The organism is Variovorax sp. J31P179, from assembly GCF_030316985.1.
Taxonomy (GTDB): domain Bacteria; phylum Pseudomonadota; class Gammaproteobacteria; order Burkholderiales; family Burkholderiaceae_C; genus Variovorax; species Variovorax ginsengisoli_B.
Genome location: NZ_JASZYL010000008.1, coordinates 132,179 through 153,421 on the forward strand (window position 1 = coordinate 132,179; position 21,243 = coordinate 153,421).

The following is a 21,243-nucleotide window of genomic DNA, read 5'->3' on the forward strand; positions in this document are numbered from 1 at the left end:
GTCAGGCTACTTGGCCCAGGCCAGCCGGGTCGCGGGCCGCTTCAGCGTGCGCTTGAACTGGCCCTGCGGCGCGGCGATCTGGGCCTCGATCTGGCGCGGCCCCTTGAAGGCATTGAACAGCTCGACATCGATGAACTTGGCGGCCGTCGCGTTGGTGCAGTTGAATGCGAAGCTGCCGTCCAGGTCGGCGTGGCCTTCAGCGGCGCCTTCTTCGCCCTTGCCCAGCCCCAGCGTGGCCGAGCGCAGCGTCACCGGGCCGAGTTTGCAGTTCGCGGCCGGATCGATCTTGAACAGGTCGGCGCCGGCGCGCAGCTGCGCGATCGCGTCCTCGACGGTCTTCTTCTCGGCGTCGGTGCGCGGTGCGCGCTCGAAGCCGACGAAGTTGTCGAGCGGGGATTCCATCGCGATCACGATGGTCGGGCCGTCGACCACGACGTCGAGCCTGATCTGGCCATGGACGTGGGCGGCCTGTGCCTGGGCCGATGCGGCCAGGGGAGCGGCCAGGAGGGCGGTGATCGCGAAGGTGACGAACGGTCGTCGGAACAGGGTCATGCTTGGGCGCCTTGCCGGGTCGGCAGCCCCGGCGTGTTGCTCCATTCGCTCCAGCTGCCGGCATAGAGCGCGGTCGGCCCGAGGCCCGCGATCTGCATGGCGAGCAGGTTGGGCACGGCGCTCACGCCGCTGCCGCATTGGTGGACGACCGTCGCGGGATCCCGGCCCGCCAGCAAATCCTCGAACTCGGTGCGCAACTGCGCGGCCGGCTTGAACTTTCCGTCGGGACCGAGGTTCTCGGTGAAGGGCCGGTTCAGGGCCCCCGGGATGTGACCCGCGATCGGGTCCAGAGGTTCCACCTCGCCGCGATATCTTGCGGCGGCGCGGGCGTCGATCAGCGTCTGGTCAGGCTGCTCGAGCCGGGCCGCGACCGTTCGCGTGTCGACCAGCTTCAGCAGCGGCGCGCCGGCGACGAAGTTCGACTGGAAATGCGTCGGCTCCTCGCGGCTCGTGACCTCGCCGCCCGCGGCCTGCCAGGCCTGCAGGCCGCCGTCGAGCACGGCCGCGGCCTCGTGGCCCATCCACTTGAGCATCCACCAGAGCCGGCCGCAATAGTTGGCGCCATTGCGGTCGTACACCACCGCCTGCATGCCGTTAGCGAAACCGACGCTCGACAGCCAGGCCGCGAAGCGCTCGCGGCTGGGCAGCGGGTGGCGCCCGCCCGAGGCCGGCGGGCCATCGTCCTGCGCCACCACCACGCCGTGGGCGCCCGGCGCGCCATGCTTGGCGCTCAGGTCGGTGTCGATGTTGGCGTACACCGCGCCCGGGATGTGGGCCGCGCGGTACAGCTGCGGGCCGGCGTCGGGCTTCATCAGCTCGAAGCTGCAGTCGAACACCATCGATGCGGTGCCGCTTGCCAGCAGGGTCTTCAGCTGCTCGGCGGAAATCAAGGTCGTGTACATGGAAGCTCCCCTTCAGTGTTCCTCGGCGGGCGCCTTGGGCAGCGAGCGCTGGCGCAGCACGGTGGCGGCGATTCCGCTGCAGACGATCAGTGCCATGCCGGCCCAGCCCGAGGCGTCGATCCGGTCGCCGAACAGCAGCACACTGTAGATCGCCGCAAAGACGATGCCGGAATACTGGAGATTGGCGACCAGCAGGGTACCGCTTTCAGTCTTGGCGCTGGCGTAGGCGCGTGTCATGCAGAGCTGGCCCAGCGCCGCCAGCACGCCCACCGGCAGCAGCCACAGCGCGTGGCCCCAGGTCCATTCGGCCCACGGCGTGGCCCCGCCCAGCAGGGTGCCGAGGCCGCCCGCGACGGCAGAGCCGACCGCGAAATAGAACACCGTGCGCGCCTCGGGCTCGCCGAGGCGTGACAGCGCGACGACCTGCATGTAGGCGAAGGCAGCCGTGAGGCCGGACAGCAGGCCCATCAGTCCGGCGAAGCCCTGGTTGTCGCCGACCGTCGGCTTGAGCATCAGCACCACGCCGCCGAAGCCGGCCAGCACGGTCAGCACCAGCGGGCCTTGCAGCGGCGGCCGCGCAATGTTGCCGTCGCGGCCCGGCACCGGCACCCAGGCGAGCAGGGCGCCGCCGACCAGGAAGGCGGCGATCCAGACGCTGCTCATGTAATTGAGCGTCATGGCGGTGGCCAGCGGCATGTGGGCGATGGCGAAGAACCAGGCGCCCAGCGAGACCACGCCGATCAGGCTGCGCCAGGCATGCATGCCGGGGTAGCGCGTGCCCAGCGTGACGCCGCGGCTGCGTGCCAGCACCCACAGGAAGACGATGCCGATCAGGCCGCGGTAGAACACCAGTTCGGCGCTGGAGAACCAGGCCGAGGCGAACTTCACGCACACGCCCATGGTGGCGAAGATCAGTGCGCCCAGCACCATCCAGAGCGCCTGCATCAGGAGGGGCTGCGCATCTCGCGGCGGTACCACTCGTGGAACTGCTGCATGCCGTCTTCCATCGGGCTCTGGTAGGGGCCGCTCTCGTCGTCGCCGCGCAGCATCAGGGCGCGGCGGCCGGCGTCCATGCGCTCGGCGATCTCGTCGTCTTCGACGCAGGTCTCCATGTAGGCGGCCTGCTGGGCCTCGACGAATTCGCGCTCGAAGGCGACGATCTCTTCCGGGTAGAAGAACTCGACCATGTTGAGCGTCTTCTGGGGCCCGATCGGATGCAGCGTCGACACCGTGAGCACGTGCGGATACCACTCGACCATCACGTGCGGGTAGTAGCTGAGCCAGATCGCGCCGTAGCGGGGTGGGTTGCCGTTGCGGTACTTGAGCAGCTGCTCTTGCCAGCGCTGGTAGACCGGGCTGCCGGCGCGCCCGAGCCGGTTGGCCACGCCCACCGTCTGGACCGAGAAATGATGGCCGAACTCCCAGCGCAGGTCGTCGCAGGTGACGAAGCTGCCGAGGCCGGGGTGGAACGGGCCGACGTGGTAGTCCTCGAGGTAGACCTCGATGAAGGTCTTCCAGTTGTAGTTGCACTCGTGCAGTTCGACACGGTCGAAGGCGTAGCCCTCGAAGTCGAGGTCCAGCCGCGGGCCGAGCCGGGACAGGTCGGCGCCGATGTCGCGGCCGCGACCGTTGGCGCTCTGCTCGAACAGCAGCCCGTTCCATTCGGTCAGCGGGTAGTTGTGCAGGTTGAGGCAGGGGTCCTGCTCGAAGTGCGGGGCGCCGATCAGGGTGCCGGTGGTGCGGGCGTCGGCGGCGGCGTAGGTCCAGCGGTGCAGCGGGCAGACGATGTTGCCGCCGGCCTGGGCATCGAGCTGGCCGCGGCCTTGCAGGATCAGCGCCTGGCGATGGCGGCAGACGTTGGAGATCAGCTCCACCCCCTTCGGCGTGTGCACCAGCGCGCGGCCCTGCTGTTCCTGGGGCAAGGTATGGAAGTTGCCCGGTTCGGGAACCGTGAGACGGTGGCCGACATAGCGCGGCCCGTCGGCGAAGAGCGTTTGCAGCTCGCGGGCGTAGAGCGCCTCGTCGAAGTACGCGGAAACCGGAAGTTGGCTCGAGGCCTGCTGCAGTTGAAGACTTAAATCAGACATGGGTGACCTGACCAAGCTCCCCACAGGGAGAGAGAAATAAAAACGGAAGGCTGCCGTCGAAGGTGTGGACGGCCCGAAGGAGTGCGCCGGCAGCGCCGGCTTTTGGGAGAGGGCGATTGTACCCTCGGCGCCGCATTCCTGCCCCCGCCCTAAAATGGCGCGTTTCACGCCAAACCCCTGAATGCCCAAGGTGCCTCCCTCTCCCATGCCCGCCGATGCGTCCGCCGTGGCCAGCTCGCCCGACACCGGTCCCTTGCCCGCGAGCTACGAAGCCGGGCTCCAGGAACTCGAACAACTCGTGACCGAACTCGAATCCGGCCAGTTGCCGCTCGACAAGCTGCTCGGCAGCTACCAGCGCGGCGCCGCGCTGCTCGCCTTCTGCCGCGACCGCCTGCAGGCGGTCGAAGACCAGATCAAGGTGCTCGACGCGGGCAGCCTCAAGGTCTGGGCCGGCGAATGAAGGGCGTGGACACCTCGCGCTGGGATGCGGCGCGGCTGGCCGCCTGGAGCGACCCCCACTTGGCGAGCGTCGAGTCGGCGCTGTCGCGATGGGTCGGCGTCGATGCCCCGGTCCGGCTCGGCGATGCCATGCGCTATGCGGTCCTCGACGGCGGCAAGCGGCTGCGGCCCCTGCTGGTGTTTGCGGCCAGCGAAGCGGTCGGAGGCCAGCCGGCCGCGGCCCTGCGCGCTGCCTGCGCGGTCGAATTGATCCACGCCTACTCGCTGGTGCACGACGACCTGCCGTGCATGGACAACGACGTGTTGCGCCGCGGCAAGCCGACGGTCCACGTGGCGTTCGGCGAAGCCGGCGCCCTGCTGGCGGGCGACGCCCTGCAGGCGCTGGCCTTCGAATTGCTCACGCCCGCCGGCGACGAAGTGGCAGCGGAGGTCCAGGCCCAGCTCTGCCGCCTGCTGGCCACGGCGGCCGGCAGCCAGGGCATGGCTGGTGGCCAGGCGATCGACCTGGCCAGTGTCGGCCTGGCGCTCGACGAGGCCCAGCTGCGCGAAATGCACCGGCTCAAGACAGGCGCGCTGCTGCAGGGCAGCGTCGAGATGGGCGCGGCCTGCGGCGACCGGCAGCCGCCCCCGGTGCTCGCCGCCCTGCGCGACTACGGCGCCGCCGTGGGTCTTGCGTTCCAGGTGGTGGACGACATCCTCGACGTCGTCGCCGATTCCGAGACGCTCGGCAAGACCGCCGGCAAGGACGCCGCCAGCGACAAGCCCACCTATGTGTCGCTGCTCGGCCTGGACGGCGCCCGCGCGCAGGCCCGCGAACTGCTGGCCCGGTCGCTCGCCGCGCTCGATCGCAGCACCCTGGCCGACACCGCCGCGCTGCGGGCGCTGGCCCGCATGATCGTGGACCGCGATCGATAACAACAACACATCCCCATGGCTCCGCTGCTCCCCACCATCCACGATCCCTCCGTGCTGCGCCGGTTCGACCGCGTGCAGCTCAAGCAACTGGCCGACGAGGTGCGCACCTGCGTGCTCGACAACGTGTCGCGCACCGGGGGCCACCTGAGCTCGAACCTCGGCACGGTCGAGCTCACGGTCGCGCTGCACCATGTCTTCAACACGCCGCACGACCGGCTGGTGTGGGACGTGGGCCACCAGACCTATCCGCACAAGATCCTGACCGGCCGGCGCGAGCGCATGCCGACCCTGCGCCAGCTCGGCGGCATCTCGGGCTTCCCGCAGCGCAGCGAGAGCGAGTACGACACCTTCGGCACGGCCCATTCGTCGACCAGCATCTCGGCTGCGCTCGGCATGGCGATGGCGGCCAAGCAGAAGGGCGAGGACCGGCATTCGGTGGCGATCATCGGCGACGGCGCGCTGACGGCCGGCATGGCCTTCGAGGCGCTCAACAACGCCGGCGTCTGCGACTGCAAGCTGCTGGTGATCCTGAACGACAACGACATGTCGATCAGCCCGCCGGTGGGCGCGCTCAACCGCTACCTGGCGCAGCTGATGAGCGGCAACTTCTATGCCGCCGCCAAGAACGTCGGCAAGAGCGTGCTGCGCGCGGCGCCGCCGCTGTTCGAGCTGGCCAAGCGCTTCGAGCAGCATGCCAAGGGCATGGTGGTGCCGGCCACGCTGTTCGAGCAGTTCGGCTTCAACTACGTCGGCCCGATCGACGGCCACGACCTCGATTCGCTGATCCCGACGCTCGAGAATCTCAAGCATCTCGACGGCCCGCAGTTCCTGCATGTGGTCACCAAGAAGGGCCAGGGCTACAAGCTGGCCGAGGCCGACCCGGTGGCCTACCACGGGCCGTCCAAGTTCGACCCCGCGGTCGGGCTGGTCAAGCCCGCGACGGCGCCGAAGCAGACTTTCACGCAGGTCTTCGGCCACTGGCTGTGCGACATGGCGGCGCAGGACGGCCGCCTGGTCGGCATCACGCCGGCGATGCGCGAGGGCTCGGGGCTGGTCGAGTTCGAGCAGCGCTTTCCGGGCCGCTACTACGACGTCGGCATCGCCGAGCAGCATGCGGTCACCTTCGCGGCCGGACTGGCCTGCGAAGGCCTGAAGCCGGTGGTGGCGATCTACTCGACCTTCCTGCAGCGCGCCTACGACCAGCTGATCCACGACGTCGCGATCCAGAACCTGCCGGTGGTGTTCGCGCTCGACCGCGCGGGGCTGGTGGGTGCCGACGGCGCGACGCACGCGGGTGCCTACGACATCCCTTTCCTGCGCTGCATTCCGAACATGAGCGTGGCCTGCCCGGCCGACGAGGCCGAATGCCGGCAGCTGCTGAGCAGTGCCTTTGAACAGGACCACCCGGTGGCGGTGCGCTACCCGCGCGGCGCCGGTGCCGGCGTCACGCCGCCGCTGACGCTCGAGGCACTCCCCTTCGGCAAGGGCGAGCTGCGGCGCGAGGGCCGCCGCATCGCGATCCTGGCCTTCGGCACCTTGCTGTATCCGGCGCTCACGGCCGCCGAGGCGCTCGACGCCACGGTGGTCAACATGCGCTGGGCCAAGCCGCTCGACGTCGAGCTGTTGCTGAAGGTCGCCGGCACGCACGATGCCATCGTCACCCTCGAAGAGGGCGCGATCATGGGCGGCGCGGGCAGCGCGGTGCTCGAAGCGCTGCAGGCAGCGGGCGTACAGAAGCCGGTGCTGCAGCTGGGCTTGCCGGACCGCTTCATCGAGCATGGCGATCCGGCCAAGCTGCTGGCGGGCATCGGTCTCGACGCGGCCGGGATCGAGCAGTCGATCCGGGCCCGGTTCTAGCCGTCACTGACCGGGCGGCCGGTTGGCCGGGGCGCCGCAACCCGTACACTGGCGCGATGGACAGGATCTTCGAGCAGGTCGCGCGCTCCATGCAGCCGGTTGTCGAGCTGCGCCAGGATGCCTTCACGCACACCTACGCCTACGGCGTGCGCGCGCCGCGGGCGGGCGGCGTGGTGCCGCCCGTCTCTTTCAACGAAAGCGGCTTCGCGACCCTGGCGGCCTGCCTGCTGCATGTCGCCCGGGGACTGGGCGGCAACTTTCCGTTCATCTATGTGCGCCTGGAAGGCCAATGCGTCGGGGAGCGCGCCATCGCCGAGCTTTGGGGCGAGCCGGAGCGCGTCGCCAGCGAACTGGAGGCGGCCTACCGCGCAACGCAACCGCAGGGCGCGGCTTCGGCGCCCGAAACGCTGCCTGGGTAGGTTCTACCCGCCCAGGTACGCGTCCTGCACCTTCGGATTCCCCAGCAGCTCGCGCCCGTCGCCTTCCAGCACGATCTTCCCGGTCTCGATCACATACGCGCGGTCGGCAATCTTCAGCGCCTGGCGCACGTTCTGCTCGACCAGGAACACCGTCAGGCCCGCCTTGTTGATCTCGCGCAGCGTCCGGAAGATGTCCTGCACGATGATCGGCGCCAGGCCCATCGAGGGTTCGTCGAGCAGCAGCACGCGGGGCTTGGCCATCAGCGCGCGGCCGATCGCCAGCATCTGCTGCTCGCCGCCCGAGAGGTTGCCGGCCAGGCCGTCCGAGCGTTCCTTGAGCCGCGGGAACAGTGTGTAGATGTGGTCGAGGTCGTCGGCACGCTGGGCGCGGCTGTCGCGCCGCGTGTAGCCGCCGAGCTCGAGGTTCTCGCGCACGCTCAGCGTGGTCAGCGTCGCGCGGCCCTCGGCCACCTGGACCATGCCGGAGGCCACGATCTTGTGCGGCGAGAGCGACGTCAGGTCCTGGCCGCCCAGCAGCACCCGTCCGGCGGCCTTCTTGACCAGCCCCGACAGGGCCAGCAGCGTGGTCGACTTGCCGGCGCCGTTGGCGCCCACCAGCGTCGTGATCTGGCCTTCGTGCAGTTCGAAGTCGATGCCCTTGACGGCCTCGATGTGGCCGTAGGAGACCTTCAGGCCCTCGACCTTGAGCAGGGGAGAAGAAGAGGAAGCGCTCATGCCGTGGCTCCCTCGTTGCTCGCTTCGTCTTCCTCGCGGCCCAGGTAGGCCTCGATCACCTGCGGGTCGTTGCGGATCTGGTCCGGCCCGCCGCGCGCGATGATGCGGCCGAAGTTCAGCACGGCGATGTGCTCGCACAGGCCCATCACGAAGCGCATGTCGTGTTCGATCATGAAAATGGTGTAGCCGCGACCGCTGATGTTGCGGATCTCGTGCATCAGGTCGGTCTTTTCGCTGCTGTTCATGCCGGCCACCGGCTCGTCGAGCAGCAGCAGCTTCGGCTCGGTCGCCAGCGCGCGTGCCAGCTCGAGCTTGCGCTGGTCGCCGTAGGACAGGTTGTCGGCCGCGTCATCGGCCTTGTGGTCGAGCTTGACCCACGAGAGCAGTTCGCGCGCACGGTCGCGCGCGCGCCGCTCCTCGCTGCGGAACAGGCCCGACGAGGCCAGCAGGCCGAGCCCGCCGTAGCGCAGCTTGGCGTGCATGCCGACCATCACGTTCTCGAGCAGCGACATCTCCTTGAAGATGCGGATGTTCTGGAAGGTGCGCGCGATGCCGCCGCGCGTGATCTCGTGCGGCTTGACGCCGGCCAGGTCCCGGCCTTCGAAGCGGATCGTGCCGCCGGTGGTCGGCAGCAGGCCGGTGGTCAGGTTGAAGACGGTGGTCTTGCCGGCGCCGTTGGGTCCGATCAGCCCGAAGATGCCGCCCTGCGGCACTTCGAGGTTGACGTCCTGCAGCACCTTGAGGCCGCCGAAGTGGCGCGATACGCCGTCGAGCTGGAGAAGAGGAGTCGTGCTCATGCCGCAGCTCCCTTGCGTCCGAACCACTGGCGGAACCGCGCCGGGTCCCAGATGCCCTTGGGCAGGAACAGCACGATCAGCACCAGGATCACGCCGTTGACCACCAGCCGGAAGTCGCCGAAGGCGCGCAGCGCCTCGGGCAGGATGGTGAGGATCACGCCGCCGAGCACCGGGCCGGTGAGGCCGTTGATGCCGCCGAGCACGGTCATGGTGAGGATGTCGACGCCGCGGTCGAAGCCGAATTCGTTCGGGCCGATGAAGAAGGTCTGGTGCGCGTTGAGCACGCCGGCCAGGCCGGCGATGGCGCCGCCGAGCACGAAGGCCAGCATCTTGTGGGCCTGGACGTCGATGCCCATCAGGCCGGCGGCGGTTTCGTCCTCCTTGATGGCCTCGAAGGCGCGGCCGACCTTGGAGCGGCGCAGCCGCCAGAGGCCCAGCAGCACCAGCACCAGCGCCAGCGCCACGTGCCACCACTGGGTGATGGGCGGGATGCCGTTTAGGCCCAGCGCGCCGCCGGTCAGCGATTCGGCGTTGAGCACCACGATGCGGACCACCTCGCCGAAGGCCAGCGTGGCCATCGCCAGGTAGACGCCGGAGAGCCGGAGCGTCGGCTTGCCGATCACGAAGGCGGTCAGCGCCGGCGCCGCCATGCCGGCCGCGATGGCGACGGGGAACGGCACGCCGTAGGTCATCGTGAGGATCGCCGAGGTGTAGGCGCCGATGCCCATGAAGGCGGCGTTGGCCATCGCCAGCATGCCGCACGAGAGGGTGAGCCAGATCGACAGCGCCAGCAGGGCGTTGGTGCCCAGCGTGAGCACCAGGTTGCTGTAGACCGACCAGAAGTTGTTGAGGGCGTCCATGCTCAGACCTTGCGTTCCTGCATGGAGCCGAACAGGCCCTTGGGCCGCACCAGCAGCACCAGGAACAGCAGGCCGAAGGCGACCGCGTCGCGCATCGTCGAGCCGATGTAGGCCACCGACAGCACCTCGGCGAAGCCGAGGAACAGGCCGCCGAGCATCGCCCCGCGGATGTCGCCCATGCCGCCCAGGATGATCACCGCGATGCCCTTGTGCAGCATCGGCTGGCCCATCAGCGGGAACACGGCGTTGGAATAGAGGCCGATCAGCACCCCGGCCAGGCCGCCGAGCGCGGCGGCCGCGAACGAGGTCAGGAAGAACAGGCCTTCGACATTGATGCCGAGCAGGTAGGCGGCCTTGGGCGATTCGGCGATCGCGCGCAGGGCGCGGCCGAGCTGGGTGCGCTTGAGCGCGACCATCAGCACCCCCATCAGCACGAAGGACAGCAGGATGATGCCGAGTTCGAGCGCTGTCAGGTGGATGCCCGCGAGGTCCAGCGATTCGCCCGACACCACGCCGGCCGGGAAGCGCACGTTCTCGGCACCGAAGATGCCCTGGATGCCGTTGTTGAGGATGATCGCGACGCCGATGGTGGCGATCATCGGGATCAGGTGGGGGGCGTTGCGCGCGCGCAGCGGCCGCAGCACCAGGAAGTCGATCAGCAGGCCGAGCAGGCCGCAGAACACGAAAGCGAACAGCAGTCCGGCCCACAGCGGCAGGTCGAAGCGCGCCATGGCCTGCACCGCGGCATAGGCACCGACCATGAAGACCGCGCCGTGCGAGAGGTTGATGACGCCGAGCACGCCGAAGATGAGCGTGAAGCCGAGCGCGAAGAGCGCATAGACGCATCCCAGAGAGAGTGCGTTGACGAGTTGCTGTTCAAGCATGGAAGTTCCGTTCCGGAAAGAGCGGGCCGGCCAAAGCCGGTCCCGCTGTTCGTGAAACACCGAAGAACCGGCTTTGCCGGGCTTCAGGTGTTGCCCCCGGTAGGGGGTGGGCGGCTACACGAAGTGAGCCAACCTGGGGGCGAGCGCTATTTAGCGATTACGAATTCAGCGCCCTTGGTCACGCTGACGATGGGGGTCTGCTGGGCGTCGTAGCCGGCCGGCTTGCCGGCCTTGTCGGTGGCGCGGCGGAACTGGAAGGCGCCGGTGGCACCGGTCCACTTGGCGTTCGGCAGCGCGTCGCGCACGGCGGCACGGTCGGCGGTCAGGTTGCCGCTGATCTTGACGCCCTTGAGCGCCTGCGCCGCGATGTACATGGCGTCGTAGGCCTGGGCCGCGAACTGGTCGGGCGCGGTCTTGTACTTCTCGTTGTAGGCCTTGATGAACTTGGTGTTCTCGGGTGTCGCGTTGCTGGCCGACCAGGGGCTGCCGACATAGAGGTTGTCGGAGTTGCCCTTGGCGAGCTCGAACACCTTGACCGAGTTCATGCCGTTGCCGCCGATGATCGGCACGTTCAGGCCGAGCTGGCGGGCCTGCACCATGATCGGCGCGCCTTCGGCGAGCAGGGCCGACAGCACGATCGCATCGGCGCCGCTGGCCTTGATCTTGGTCAGCTGGGCCTTGAAGTCGACGTCGCCCTTGGCGAAGGTCTCGGTCGTGGTGACCGGGATCTTCAGGTCGTCGAGCGCCTTCTTGAAGTTGTCGTAGCCGCTCTTGGTGAAGACGTCGTCGTTGCCATAGAGCACGGCGACTTTCTTGATGCCGGCGTTCTTGACCGCGGTCTTGATGGTCTCGGGCAGCACGTCGGCTTCGGTCACCGAGTTGCGGAACACATGGTCGCCGATCGAGGTGATGCCGTCGGCGGTGTTCGAGGTGCCGAAGGCCACGGTCTTGGCGGCCTGGGCGATCGGGTCGGCGGCCTGGGCCGAGTTCGACAGCGTCGGGCCGAAGACCATCAGCACCTGGTCCTGGAAGATCAGCTTCTTGAAGACGTTGATCGCTTCTTCCTTCTTGCCCTGCTCGTCGGCGACGACCAGCTCGATCTTGTTGCCGTTGATGCCGCCGGCGGCGTTGATCTCGGCGGCTGCGAGCTCGAAGCCGTTGCGGATCGCCACGCCATACTGCGCGGCACCGCCCGACAAGGCTTCGGCCACGCCGATCTTCAGGTCGGCGGCCTGGGCGGCGAAGGCGGCGAAGGTCGCCAGTGCGAGCAGCGAGGTCTTGAACGGAAGTTGTCTCATTTGGGAAGATCTTTCGGGAAAGGGAAGAACGGGGGCGGCCATTTTATAAGCTGCTTACAGGCCCCGCGTTCAGTGATTCCTACAATCGCGCGTCCCCGCCTTGGGGGCTTTCCAGGAGTTCCGATCGATGCAACGTCGTTTTCTGATCCAGCGTGCCGGCCTGGCCGGGGTGCTCGCTGCCGGCGTGGCGCCGGCCGTGCATGCGCAGGCGCTGACGCGCTGGCGGCTGGCATCGAGCTTCGCCAAGTCCCAGGACCTGCTGTTCGGCGCCGCCGAGTCCTTCGCCAGGAAGGTCGGCGAGATGAGCGGCGGGCGCTTCCAGGTCGAGGTCCATGCCGCCGGTGAACTGATGTCGGCGCGGGACGTGCTCGACGGCGTGCAGCGCGGCGCGATCGAGGCCTGCCACACCTCGGGCGCCTTGTTCGTCGACCACAACGAGGCCTTCGCCTTCGGCGCCGCGATCCCCTTCGGCATGAACGCGCGCCAACTGAACGCCTGGATGACCGAAGGCAATGGCCTCAGGCTCAGCCGCGAGTTCCACGCCGGCTTCGGCGCGGTCGGCTTTCCGTGCGGCAGCGCGGGGGCCCAGCGGCTCGGCTGGTTCGCCCGCGAACTGCGCGGCGCGAACGACTTCAAGGGCCTGAAGGTCCGCTTCGATGGCCTGGCCGGACGGGTGATCGCTCGCCTGGGCGGGGTGGTGCAGGGCCCGGCGTCGGGCAGCGACCTGCGCGAGGCCTTCTCCAAGGGCCTGGGCGCGGCCGAGGGCCTGAGCCCCTACGACGACCAGAAGCTCGGGCTGCCCAAGGTCGCGCGCTTCTGCCATACACCGGGCTGGTGGGCCGGCGCGATGCAGCTCGACCTGCTGGTCAACCAGAAGGCCTTCGATGCGCTGACGCCCGACTACAAGGCGATCCTGCAGTCCGCCAGCGCCACGGTTCACGCCGAGCTGATCGGCCGCTACGACGCCCGGAACCCGGCGGCGCTGCGGGAACTGGCCGGCGCGGGGGCGCAGATCAAGCCCTTCCCCCGGCCGCTGCTCGACGCCGCCTTCAAGGCGTCGATGGACCTGTGCCACGCCCTCGATCGCAGCAACCCGGCCTGGAAAAAGCTCCACGGCGACTACCGTGCCTTCCAGCAGGGCCAGCTGTTCGCGGACCGTTTCACCGAGGCGCCGTTCGACGCCTACCTGCAGGGCGCCAAGCTGTGAGCCCGGCCGGCACCTCGCCGTCGATCGACTCCCCCGACATGCGCCGGGCCGGCAGGGAACTGCTCTCGCTGGCATTGATCGATGCCCGCAACCACACGCTGCACCTGCTGTCGCTCTACGAGCAGGCGCTGGGCGGCGAGACGCTCGCGGTGCCGCGCGTCGCGGGCATCGACCCGCCGGTCTGGCTGGCCGGCCACATCGGCTGGTTCGCCGAATGGTGGATCGGCCGCAACACGCAGCGCGCCTTCGGTGAAGAGTGCCCGGTGCGTCCCACGCGGCTGGCGGCGATCGAGCCCGACGCCGACGACTGGTGGAACCCGGCCCAGCGCGCGCCCGCGGATCGGGATGCGCCCGGGCTGCCCGACCTGGCCCAGACCAAGGCCTATCTGCTCGACACGCTCGAAAGCACGCTCGAGCTGCTCGAGCATGCGGCCGAGACCGACGCCGGCCTCTACTTCTATCGGCTCGCGCTGTTCCATGAGGACCTGCGCGGCGAGCAATTGCTGGTCATGGCGCAGACCTTGGGCCTGCCGTTGAAGGTCGAGCTGCCGCCGGCCGCGGTGACGCGGCCGCCGCTCTCGCTGCCTGCCACGCCGTGGGAGCTCGGCCTGGCGGAGGGTGGCTTTGCCTTTGCACAGGACCGCGGCATCGAGCGCGTCGACGTGCCCGAGTTCGAGATCGATGCCCAGCCCGTGACCTGGAGCCAATACGTCGAATTCGTCGACGACGGCGGCTACGACCGGCCCGAGCTGTGGCGCACCGAAGGCCTCGCATGGCTGGCGCGGCAGACCGAAGGCCGGCGCGGGCCGCGCCATGTCGAGCAGATCGGTGCGGCCCGCCATGGCACCGGCGGCTCGGTGCTGCAGCAGCAGTTCGGCCGCACGGTGCGTGCCGCCGGCAACCGCAGCGCCGTCCATGTCGCCTGGTGGGAGGCCGATGCCTGGGCCCGCTGGGCCGGCCGGCGCCTTGCGACCGAGGTCGAATGGGAAATCGCCGCCCACACGGCGGCCCGGCGCGGCTTCCGCTGGGCCGACGTCCACGAATGGACCGCCGGGACGCTGCACCCCTGGCCGGGCTTTCGCGCCGATCCTTGGAGCCAGGGCGGCGAGTTCGATCCCCAGCCCGCCTTCGGCCAGGCCCGCGTGCTGCGCGGCGCCTCGTTCGCCACCCGGGCGCGGCTGCGCTCGCCGAAGCGCCGCGGCTTCGCGCTGCCCGAGCGCGACGACGGCTTCTTCGGCTTCAGGACCTGCGCGCTCTGAGCGCGCTCCTGCGCTTCGCCTCCCACGCCCCGCATGAACACCTTCGTCGACAGCGCCGCTGCCGCCTGGCAATTGGTCGTTGCCGCCGATCCGCTGCTGTGGGCCATCGTCGGGCGCTCGCTGGCGGTCAGCGCGACGGCTTGCCTGCTGGCCTGCGGCTTCGGCCTGCTGCTCGGCGCCTGGCTGGCGGTGGCGCGCTTCCCCGGGCGCGGCCTGCTGCTGACACTGCTGAACACGCTGCTGGCGCTGCCTTCGGTGGTGGTGGGCCTGGTGATCTACCTGCTGCTCTCGCGCTCCGGCCCGCTCGGCTTCCTCGGCTGGCTGTTCTCGTTCAAGGCCATGGTGCTGGCGCAGACCATCCTGGTGCTGCCGGTGGTCACGGCCCTGACGCGGCAGGCGATCGAGGACGCCGACCGCGCCCATGGCGAGCAGCTGCGCTCGCTCGGCGCCCGCAGCCTCGCGCGCGGCCTGCTGCTGGCGGCCGACGAGCGCTATGCGCTGGTCACGGTGGTGATCACGGCCTTCGGCCGCGCCGTGTCGGAGGTCGGCGCCGTGATGATCGTCGGCGGCAACATCGACGGCTTCACGCGCGTGATGACGACTGCCATCGCGCTCGAGACCAGCAAGGGCGACCTGCCGCTGGCGCTGGCCCTCGGGCTGGTGCTGCTGGCGGTGGTGCTGGCGCTGAACCTGGCGATCGCGGCGCTGCGCGCCTGGCGCGAGCGGGTCGACGGCGGGGCGGCCGATGCGATGCGCGTGCGGGCGCTGGAGGTCGGGCCATGACGGCCGGGGCGCCGCTGTTCAGCCTGCGCGGGATCGTGCTGCGCTTCGGCAAGGTGCAGGCCCTGACCGGCGTCGACCTGGAGATCCGGGCGGGCGAGCGGGTGGCGCTGATCGGTGCCAACGGCAGCGGCAAGAGCAGCCTGCTCAGGCTGCTGCACGGCTTGCTGCCGCACGCGGGCGGCGCCTTCGAGAGCCATGTGCCGCCGATGTCGCAGGCCATGCTGTTCCAGCGGCCGCACATGCTTCGCGCCAGCGTCCGCAACAACGTCGCGCTGGCACTCTGGCTGAAGGGTTCGCGCTGGCGCGATGCGCAGCGCGAGGCCATCGTCGCGCTCGACAGGGTCGGGCTGGCCGAGCTCGCGGGGCGCAATGCCCGCACGCTGTCGGGCGGCCAGCAGCAGCGCATGGCGCTGGCGCGCGCCTGGGCGCTGCATCCCGAGGTGCTGCTGCTCGACGAGCCGACCGCCAGCCTCGACCCCACCGCCAAGCGCGATGTCGAGGCGCTGATCGCAGATGCGGCGCAGGGCCGCACGCTGGTCTTTGCCAGCCATAACCTCGGACAGGTCAAGCGGCTCGCGAGCCGCGTCGTCTATCTCGAGCACGGCCGGAAGGTGGCCGACCTGCCGGTCCATGATTTCTTCCACGGGCCGCTGCCCGAGGAAGCCCGTCTGTTTGTCAAAGGAGAACTGGTGTGAAGCTGTTCAATCTGTCCAAGGCCCTGGTGCGCGCCTTCGGGGCCGCCACGCTGGCGGCGGGTGCGCTGGCGGCGCCGGCCGAGACCCTCACGATGGCGTCGACCACCTCGACCGAGCAGTCGGGCCTGTTCTCGCACCTGCTACCGGCCTTCAAGCAGTCCAGCGGGATCGACATCAAGGTGGTTGCGGTCGGTACCGGCCAGGCGATCGACATGGCCAGGCGCGGCGATGCCGACGTGCTGTTCGTGCACGACACCGCCGCCGAGGAAAAGTTCGTCGCCGAAGGTTTCGCGGTCCAGCGCTTTCCAGTCATGTACAACGACTTCGTGCTGGTCGGACCGAAGGCCGATCCGGCCGGCGTCAAGGGCCAGGACATCGTGGCCGCGCTGAAGAAGATCGCGTCGGTCAATGCGCCGTTGGTCTCGCGCGGCGACAAGAGCGGCACCGACGCCGCCGAACGCCGCCTGTGGACGCAGACCGGCATCGGCGAGGCCGGCCAGCCGCTGCCGAACGACAAGAAGGGCACGGGCTACAAGGAGTGCGGCTGCGGCATGGGGCCGGCGCTCAACATCGCAGCCTCGAGCGGCGCCTATGTGCTGGCCGATCGCGGCACCTGGCTCAGCTTCAAGAACCGCGCCGACCTGGCGGTGCTGGTGGAAGGCGACAAGCGGCTGTTCAACCAGTACGGCGTGATGGTGGTGAGCCCGGCCAAGTTCCCGAATCTCAACAGCGCGGGGGCCCAGAAGTTCGTCGACTGGGTGATCTCGCCGGCCGGGCAGTCGACCATCGCGGCCTACAAGGTCGGCGGCGAGCAACTCTTCTTTCCCAACGCCACGCGATAGGATGAAACACCCTGGAAGCGCCCTACGGCCGTTTCATGTGTCGTGGGTCACGAGATCGCTTGGAGCAAGCGCGCGCGCCTCAATCGCGCCGCTGGATGAGCTTCCACCCGTTGCCCGACGGGTCGCGAAACCCGGCGTCCACCGTGCCATAGCGATCCACCGGCTCCTGCGTGAACTCGACCCCCTGGGCGAGCATCCGGCCGTAGGCGGCGCGGCAGTCGTCGACGGTCAGCACGAGCGGCGGCATGGCGCCCTTGGCAACGATCTCGCGCACCGTCTGCGCCGTGGCCGCATCGAGCACCGGCGGCCCGGGAATGAACAGGCCGAGCTGGAACGACGGCTGGTCCGGGTGCTGCACCGTGAGCCAGCGATAGTTGCCGTTTCCCACGTCCGTGTGGACGCGGAATCCGAGCTTCCCCGTATAGAAGGCGAGCGCTTCGTCTTGATCGCGCACGTACAAACCGACCACTTCGATGCCTTGATTCATGGAATCTCCTGTTGTTCGGGCCCGTTTGTACCGTCCATGGCCCGACGCCGCTTCTCCGAAACTGCGGTCTTGAGGTCGGGCCGGCGCGCGGCGCTGACGACGCAAGCCGGCACGCGTCCGAGTTCCTGCGCCGTCGCCTTCCCGCGCGCGCGGATCGCACCCGGGCTGTCGCCGGTGATGTCGCGGAAGGTGCGCCCGAACGTACCCAGGCTGGTCCAGCCAGTGGAAAAGGCGATGTCGGTGATGGACAGATCGGTTTCACGCAGCAGCGTCATCGCCCGCTCGATGCGCCGCGTGAGCAGGTAGCGGTGCGGCGGGATGCCGAAGGCCTGCTTGAACGATCGCGCGAAGTGGGCCATGGAGACGCCGCTCACCTGCGCCAGCCGCGCCACGGACCATGCCTCGTGCGACGCGGCGTCCAGCCGGTCCTTCGCTCGCAGCAATCGCCGCAGCAGGGCGGGGTCCTGGGTGGCCGAGGGGATGCTCATGGGACCGTGGGAGACAGCGACGCCATCGTTCTCGCGGGCGAGGACGCTGCGCGCGTCAGGCTTCGGCCGCCAGCAGCGCGTGCAGCGAGGCCACCTGGCGGCGCAGGTCCGCGTTCTCGGCCGTCAGTTCGGCGACCCGCTGCGTGAGGCGCTGAACCTCGTCGGGTTCATCCGAGGCTTCGGCCTTCGCAGGCTCCGGGCGTGCCGGGCGCTTCCCCTCGCGCACCCGCTTGGCGGCCTGCTTGAGCTCGTCCTTGCCGCCGTTGGCCGCGGCGATCTGCTCTTCGGCCGGCAGGGACGCCACGGCCGCCGCCGCATTGATCGAGATCGTGCCGGACTTGACCGCTGCCACCAGCTCGGGCGCCGCCTGCTTCTGGATCTTCTCGATCATCACGACCTGGCTGCTGCTCAGGCGCGCGGCCTTGGCGATGGCCTCGCGGCTGTTGAGCGGCGCCGCCGGCGGCAGCGCCGGATCGGCATCGAAGGGCGGGTCGTCGGCGTCATCCGCGGGCGCCCCGGCGGCCCGGGCCTTCTGGCCGGCCACGATGTCCTTCTTGCGCAGCGCGAGCACGCCGCGCAGGAAGTCGGACACGCTGCGCCGGCCCAGGTGCTGGTCGATCATCCACAGGTGCACGTCCTCGATGGACTTGAAGCGCGTGTTCTGCACCGTCTGGAACGGCAGCCCGTGCTTCTGGCAGATGCCGTAGCGGTTGTGGCCGTCGACCAGCACGTCGCCCCACAGCACCAGCGCATCGCGGCAGCCCTCGGTGAGGATGCTGCGCTCCAGGGATTCGTATTCGTCCGGGGTCAACGGGTCGATATAGGATTTCAGTTCTTCGTTGACGACGATGTTCATGGAGCGCGATGCGGACGGGGGACAAGGGGCGGGATTCTAGCGAGCCCCTGCCCGCACCCTTCAGGCGCCGAGTTTTCGCGCGATCAGGTCCTTCATGATTTCGCTGGTGCCGCCGTAGATGCGCTGGATGCGGGCGTCGGCGTACATCCGGGCGATCGGGTACTCGGTCATGTAGCCGTAGCCGCCGAACAACTGCAGGCATTCGTCGGTGACCTTGCCTTGCTGCTCGGTGCACCACAACTTGGCCATGTACGCCGCCTCGGGCTCGAGCTGGCCGTCGAGCAGGCGCTGGATGCAGTCGTTGACGAAGCTGCGCACCACATGCGCGAGGGTCGCGCACTCGGCCAGCTTGAAGCGGGTGTTCTGGAAATCGAACACGCTCTGGCCGAAGGCCTTGCGCTGCTGCGTGTAGGCCAGCGTGAGCTCGACCGCGCGCTCGATCACCGCGGCCGCCGGCACGCACAGCAGCAGGCGTTCGTAGGGCAGCTGGCTCATCAGCTGCACGAAGCCTTCGCCTTCTTTTTCGCCCAGCAGGTGGTCGGCAGGCACGCGCACGCCGTCGAAGAACAGCTCGGCCGTGTCGGATGCGTGCTGGCCCAGCTTCTCCAGCCTTCGGCCGACCCTGAATCCCGGCAGGTCGTCGGTCTCGAGCACCACCAGCGAGACGCCGCGGCTGCCGGCGTCGCCGGTGCGCACGGCCACCACCAGCAGGCTGGCGGTGAAGCCGTTGGTGATGAAGGTCTTGGCGCCGTCGATCAGGTAGGCATCGCCGTCGCGCCGGGCGCGCGTGCGCAAGGCCTTCAGGTCGGAGCCGCAGCCGGGCTCGGTCAGCGCGATGCCGGCCAGCAGCTCGCCGCTGGCGAGCCGCGGCAGCCAGCGCTGCTTCTGGGCCTGGGTGCCGTAGTCGAGGATGTAGTGCGCCGCGAGGTTGTGGACCGCGGTGTTGGCCGGCACCTCGGCCTTGGCGAGTTCGTCCTGCACCACCAGCTGATAGGCCAGCGAAACGCCAGCGCCACCGTGGGCTTCGTCCAGTTCGGGCAGCAGGAATCCCAGCTCGCCGAACGGGCGCCAGACCTCGCGCGGGATGTAGCCCTGGCGGCGCCAGCCGTCCAGATGGGGCGCCAGTTCGGCCGCGATGTAGCGGCGCACGGGGGCGCGGAAGGCTTCGATGTCGTCGTCCATCCAGCGATGGCGCAGCAGTGTGGGGAGCATGGATCGGGTTCGTCAGTGGCGTCAGCCCGCGCGGGCCAGGAAGCGCGCGCAGGCATCGTTGAAGAAGGGGCCGGCGACGTGCCGGCGCTGCGCCGTGCGCTCGCAGGCGAGCTGCTGTTCGAGGCTGTGGGCGGGGGCCGCGTCGATCAGCCGGCGCGTGTCGCGCAGCGCGGCCGCCGACGCGCGGCCCAGCCGCCGCGCCAGGGCCTGGGCTTCGGCCTGCAGTTCGGCATCGGCGATGCAGCGCCAGACCAGGCCCCATTGCTCGGCTTGCGCGGCGTCGATCCGCTCCCCGAGCAGCGCGATGCCCAGGGCGCGGCTGCGCCCGAGCAGGCGCGACAGCAGCCAGGTGGCGCCGAGGTCCGGCACGGCGCCGAGCTGTGGCACCTGCGGCACCAGGAAGTACGCCGAACGCGCAGCCAGCACGAGGTCGGCCGCCAGCGCGATGCCGACCGCACCGCCGACGCAGGGTCCGTTGACCGCCGCGACCACCGGCACCGGGCATTCGGCGATGGCTTGCGTGAGCGGGTTGCCGACGTCTTCCATGTAGCGGCCGATCTCGGCCTGCGCGTGGCGTCCGCCGCCGGCCAGCACTTCGCCGAACCAGCCGATGTCGCCGCCGGCCGAGAAGGCGCGGCCCGCGCCGGTCAGCACGATCGCGCGCGTGCTCTCGTCGGCGCCGGCGGCACGCAGCGCCTGCGCGAGTTCGACCATCAATGGCGGCGAGAGCGCGTTGAGCGCCTCGGCGCGGTCGAGCGTGAGAGTGGTCACGCCGTCGTGGAAGGCACTGCGTACGAGGGCGGTCATCCCTAGATCCCGGTCAGCCCGCCGCTGCACATCAGCGTCTGGCCGCTCACGTAGTCCGACTCGGGAATGCACAGCAGGTACACCGCGCCGGCCGCCTCGTCGGGCGTGCCGCCGCGGCCGAGCGGGATGCTGCGTTCCATCGCCGCCATCAGATCGGGGTTGACGCCGACCTTGATGTCGCGGCCGTCGATGCGGGCGGTGCCGCCATCGGCGGCGCTGCCGGTGAGCCGGGTCTTGATGAAACCGTAGGCCACGCAGTTGACCGTGACGTTCATGCGGCCCCATTCCTTGGCCAGCGTCTGCGTCAGGCCGACGATGCCGGCCTTGGCGGTCGAATAGTTGGCCTGGCCCGCATTGCCGAACAGGCCGGCCACCGACGAGATGTTGACCACCTTGCGCATCACGCGCTGGCCGGCTTCGCCTTCGGCCTTGGCGAGCGCCCGGATCACCGGCTGCGCGGCGCGCAGGATGCGGAACGGCGCCGTCAGGTGGCAGTCGAGCATCGCGTACCACTGCTCGTCGCTCATCTTCTGGATCACGTTGTCCCAGGTGTAGCCGGCGTTGTTGACGATGATGTCCAGGCCCTTGTATTCGTTCACCGCGGTGGCGACGAAGCGCTCGGCAAAATCCGGCGCCGTGACGTTGCCGATGCAGGCGACCGCCTGGCCGCCGGCCTCGCGGATGGCCTGTACGGCTTCCTGGGCCGGCTCGGCGTCGAGGTCGTTGACGACGATGCGCGCGCCTTCGCTGGCCAGCTTCAGCGCGATCGAGCGCCCGATGCCGCGGCCCGAGCCGGTGATGAGGGCGACCTTGCCTTCGAGTTTGCTTGTCATGCTTTTCTT

General features: G+C 69.4%; 24 protein-coding genes. 9 read left to right on the plus strand and 15 right to left on the minus strand.

The genetic code is table 11. The features are described from left to right. Positions 1-6 precede the first annotated feature (6 nt). The 4 genes from QTI17_RS21565 to QTI17_RS21580 are packed head-to-tail and all read right to left on the minus strand — an operon-like array spanning position 7 to position 3,541. Positions 7-552 (minus strand): DUF2796 domain-containing protein, encoded by a 546-nt coding sequence (locus QTI17_RS21565; protein WP_286535511.1) that lies wholly within the window; start codon positions 550-552, stop codon positions 7-9. Beyond that, a complete protein-coding gene (locus QTI17_RS21570; RefSeq protein ID WP_286535512.1) occupies positions 549-1,454 on the minus strand; it encodes a sulfurtransferase in 906 nt (301 codons plus the stop codon). The genes QTI17_RS21565 and QTI17_RS21570 overlap by 4 nt, the downstream gene beginning before the upstream one ends. Before the next feature lie 12 nt (positions 1,455-1,466). Further along, the gene (locus QTI17_RS21575; RefSeq protein ID WP_286526389.1) at positions 1,467-2,399 is read right to left on the minus strand and encodes a DMT family transporter; all 933 of its coding nucleotides are present in this window, start codon (positions 2,397-2,399) and stop codon (positions 1,467-1,469) included. After that, positions 2,399-3,541 (minus strand): aromatic ring-hydroxylating oxygenase subunit alpha, encoded by a 1,143-nt coding sequence (locus QTI17_RS21580; protein WP_286535513.1) that lies wholly within the window; start codon positions 3,539-3,541, stop codon positions 2,399-2,401. The genes QTI17_RS21575 and QTI17_RS21580 overlap by 1 nt, the downstream gene beginning before the upstream one ends. Positions 3,542-3,722: 181 nt before the next feature. On the opposite strand from QTI17_RS21580, the gene xseB reads away from it, so the two are divergent. Genes xseB through QTI17_RS21600 form a run of 4 tightly spaced genes read left to right on the plus strand, consistent with a single transcriptional unit; the run spans position 3,723 to position 7,191 of the window. Then, positions 3,723-4,001, plus strand: a complete 279-nt coding sequence (xseB, locus tag QTI17_RS21585; RefSeq protein WP_286535514.1) for an exodeoxyribonuclease VII small subunit — start codon at positions 3,723-3,725, stop codon at positions 3,999-4,001. Then, the gene (locus QTI17_RS21590) at positions 3,998-4,915 is read left to right on the plus strand and encodes a polyprenyl synthetase family protein (protein ID WP_286535515.1); all 918 of its coding nucleotides are present in this window, start codon (positions 3,998-4,000) and stop codon (positions 4,913-4,915) included. Before xseB ends, QTI17_RS21590 begins: the two co-directional genes overlap by 4 nt. Before the next feature lie 15 nt (positions 4,916-4,930). Beyond that, positions 4,931-6,772: a 1-deoxy-D-xylulose-5-phosphate synthase gene (dxs, locus tag QTI17_RS21595; protein WP_286535516.1), complete on the plus strand. Its 1,842-nt coding sequence runs from the start codon at positions 4,931-4,933 to the stop codon at positions 6,770-6,772. A 56-nt stretch (positions 6,773-6,828) separates the two neighbouring features. Next, positions 6,829-7,191, plus strand: coding sequence for a hypothetical protein (locus QTI17_RS21600; RefSeq protein WP_286535517.1), 363 nt, complete (start codon positions 6,829-6,831; stop codon positions 7,189-7,191). Between the two features lie 3 nt (positions 7,192-7,194). Here the strand turns inward: QTI17_RS21600 and QTI17_RS21605 are convergent, their stop codons facing one another. From QTI17_RS21605 to QTI17_RS21625, 5 genes are all read right to left on the minus strand, one after another. After that, positions 7,195-7,926, minus strand: coding sequence for an ABC transporter ATP-binding protein (locus QTI17_RS21605; RefSeq protein WP_286535518.1), 732 nt, complete (start codon positions 7,924-7,926; stop codon positions 7,195-7,197). After that, positions 7,923-8,723, minus strand: a complete 801-nt coding sequence (locus QTI17_RS21610; RefSeq protein WP_286535519.1) for an ABC transporter ATP-binding protein — start codon at positions 8,721-8,723, stop codon at positions 7,923-7,925. Before QTI17_RS21610 ends, QTI17_RS21605 begins: the two co-directional genes overlap by 4 nt. Then, on the minus strand, positions 8,720-9,583 hold the full coding sequence (locus tag QTI17_RS21615; RefSeq protein ID WP_286526378.1) for a branched-chain amino acid ABC transporter permease: 864 nt from the start codon (positions 9,581-9,583) through the stop codon (positions 8,720-8,722). Before QTI17_RS21615 ends, QTI17_RS21610 begins: the two co-directional genes overlap by 4 nt. 2 nt (positions 9,584-9,585) lie before the next feature. Then, positions 9,586-10,467, minus strand: coding sequence for a branched-chain amino acid ABC transporter permease (locus QTI17_RS21620; protein WP_286508251.1), 882 nt, complete (start codon positions 10,465-10,467; stop codon positions 9,586-9,588). A gap of 146 nt (positions 10,468-10,613) precedes the next feature. After that, positions 10,614-11,765, minus strand: a complete 1,152-nt coding sequence (locus tag QTI17_RS21625) for an ABC transporter substrate-binding protein (protein WP_286535520.1) — start codon at positions 11,763-11,765, stop codon at positions 10,614-10,616. Positions 11,766-11,892: 127 nt separating this feature from the next. On the opposite strand from QTI17_RS21625, the gene QTI17_RS21630 reads away from it, so the two are divergent. The 5 genes from QTI17_RS21630 to QTI17_RS21650 are packed head-to-tail and all read left to right on the plus strand — an operon-like array spanning position 11,893 to position 16,551. Next, on the plus strand, positions 11,893-12,972 hold the full coding sequence (locus tag QTI17_RS21630) for a TRAP transporter substrate-binding protein (RefSeq protein ID WP_286535521.1): 1,080 nt from the start codon (positions 11,893-11,895) through the stop codon (positions 12,970-12,972). 38 nt (positions 12,973-13,010) lie between these two features. Continuing rightward, complete coding sequence (locus QTI17_RS21635) at positions 13,011-14,231, plus strand: SUMF1/EgtB/PvdO family nonheme iron enzyme (protein WP_286535707.1); 1,221 nt, start codon at positions 13,011-13,013, stop codon at positions 14,229-14,231. A 33-nt stretch (positions 14,232-14,264) separates the two neighbouring features. Then, entirely contained in the window at positions 14,265-15,014 is a 750-nt protein-coding gene (locus tag QTI17_RS21640; RefSeq protein WP_286535522.1) for an ABC transporter permease, read from the plus strand. Then, positions 15,011-15,709 (plus strand): ATP-binding cassette domain-containing protein, encoded by a 699-nt coding sequence (locus tag QTI17_RS21645; protein WP_286535523.1) that lies wholly within the window; start codon positions 15,011-15,013, stop codon positions 15,707-15,709. The genes QTI17_RS21640 and QTI17_RS21645 overlap by 4 nt, the downstream gene beginning before the upstream one ends. Further along, positions 15,706-16,551, plus strand: a complete 846-nt coding sequence (locus QTI17_RS21650; RefSeq protein WP_503011090.1) for an ABC transporter substrate-binding protein — start codon at positions 15,706-15,708, stop codon at positions 16,549-16,551. Before QTI17_RS21645 ends, QTI17_RS21650 begins: the two co-directional genes overlap by 4 nt. 79 nt (positions 16,552-16,630) lie before the next feature. Here the strand turns inward: QTI17_RS21650 and QTI17_RS21655 are convergent, their stop codons facing one another. Genes QTI17_RS21655 through QTI17_RS21680 form a run of 6 tightly spaced genes read right to left on the minus strand, consistent with a single transcriptional unit; the run spans position 16,631 to position 21,234 of the window. Further along, a complete protein-coding gene (locus tag QTI17_RS21655) occupies positions 16,631-17,038 on the minus strand; it encodes a VOC family protein (RefSeq protein WP_286535525.1) in 408 nt (135 codons plus the stop codon). Next, entirely contained in the window at positions 17,035-17,526 is a 492-nt protein-coding gene (locus QTI17_RS21660) for a helix-turn-helix transcriptional regulator (RefSeq protein WP_286535526.1), read from the minus strand. Before QTI17_RS21660 ends, QTI17_RS21655 begins: the two co-directional genes overlap by 4 nt. 55 nt (positions 17,527-17,581) lie before the next feature. Further along, the gene (locus tag QTI17_RS21665) at positions 17,582-18,382 is read right to left on the minus strand and encodes a ParB N-terminal domain-containing protein (protein ID WP_286535527.1); all 801 of its coding nucleotides are present in this window, start codon (positions 18,380-18,382) and stop codon (positions 17,582-17,584) included. A 60-nt stretch (positions 18,383-18,442) separates the two neighbouring features. Continuing rightward, positions 18,443-19,594 carry an acyl-CoA dehydrogenase family protein gene (locus QTI17_RS21670; protein WP_286535528.1) on the minus strand — a complete coding sequence of 384 codons (1,152 nt, stop codon included), beginning with the start codon at positions 19,592-19,594 and terminating at the stop codon, positions 18,443-18,445. Positions 19,595-19,615: 21 nt separating this feature from the next. Further along, positions 19,616-20,401 (minus strand): enoyl-CoA hydratase/isomerase family protein, encoded by a 786-nt coding sequence (locus QTI17_RS21675; RefSeq protein ID WP_286535530.1) that lies wholly within the window; start codon positions 20,399-20,401, stop codon positions 19,616-19,618. A 2-nt stretch (positions 20,402-20,403) separates the two neighbouring features. Beyond that, entirely contained in the window at positions 20,404-21,234 is an 831-nt protein-coding gene (locus QTI17_RS21680) for an SDR family NAD(P)-dependent oxidoreductase (protein ID WP_286535531.1), read from the minus strand. Positions 21,235-21,243 lie beyond the last annotated feature (9 nt).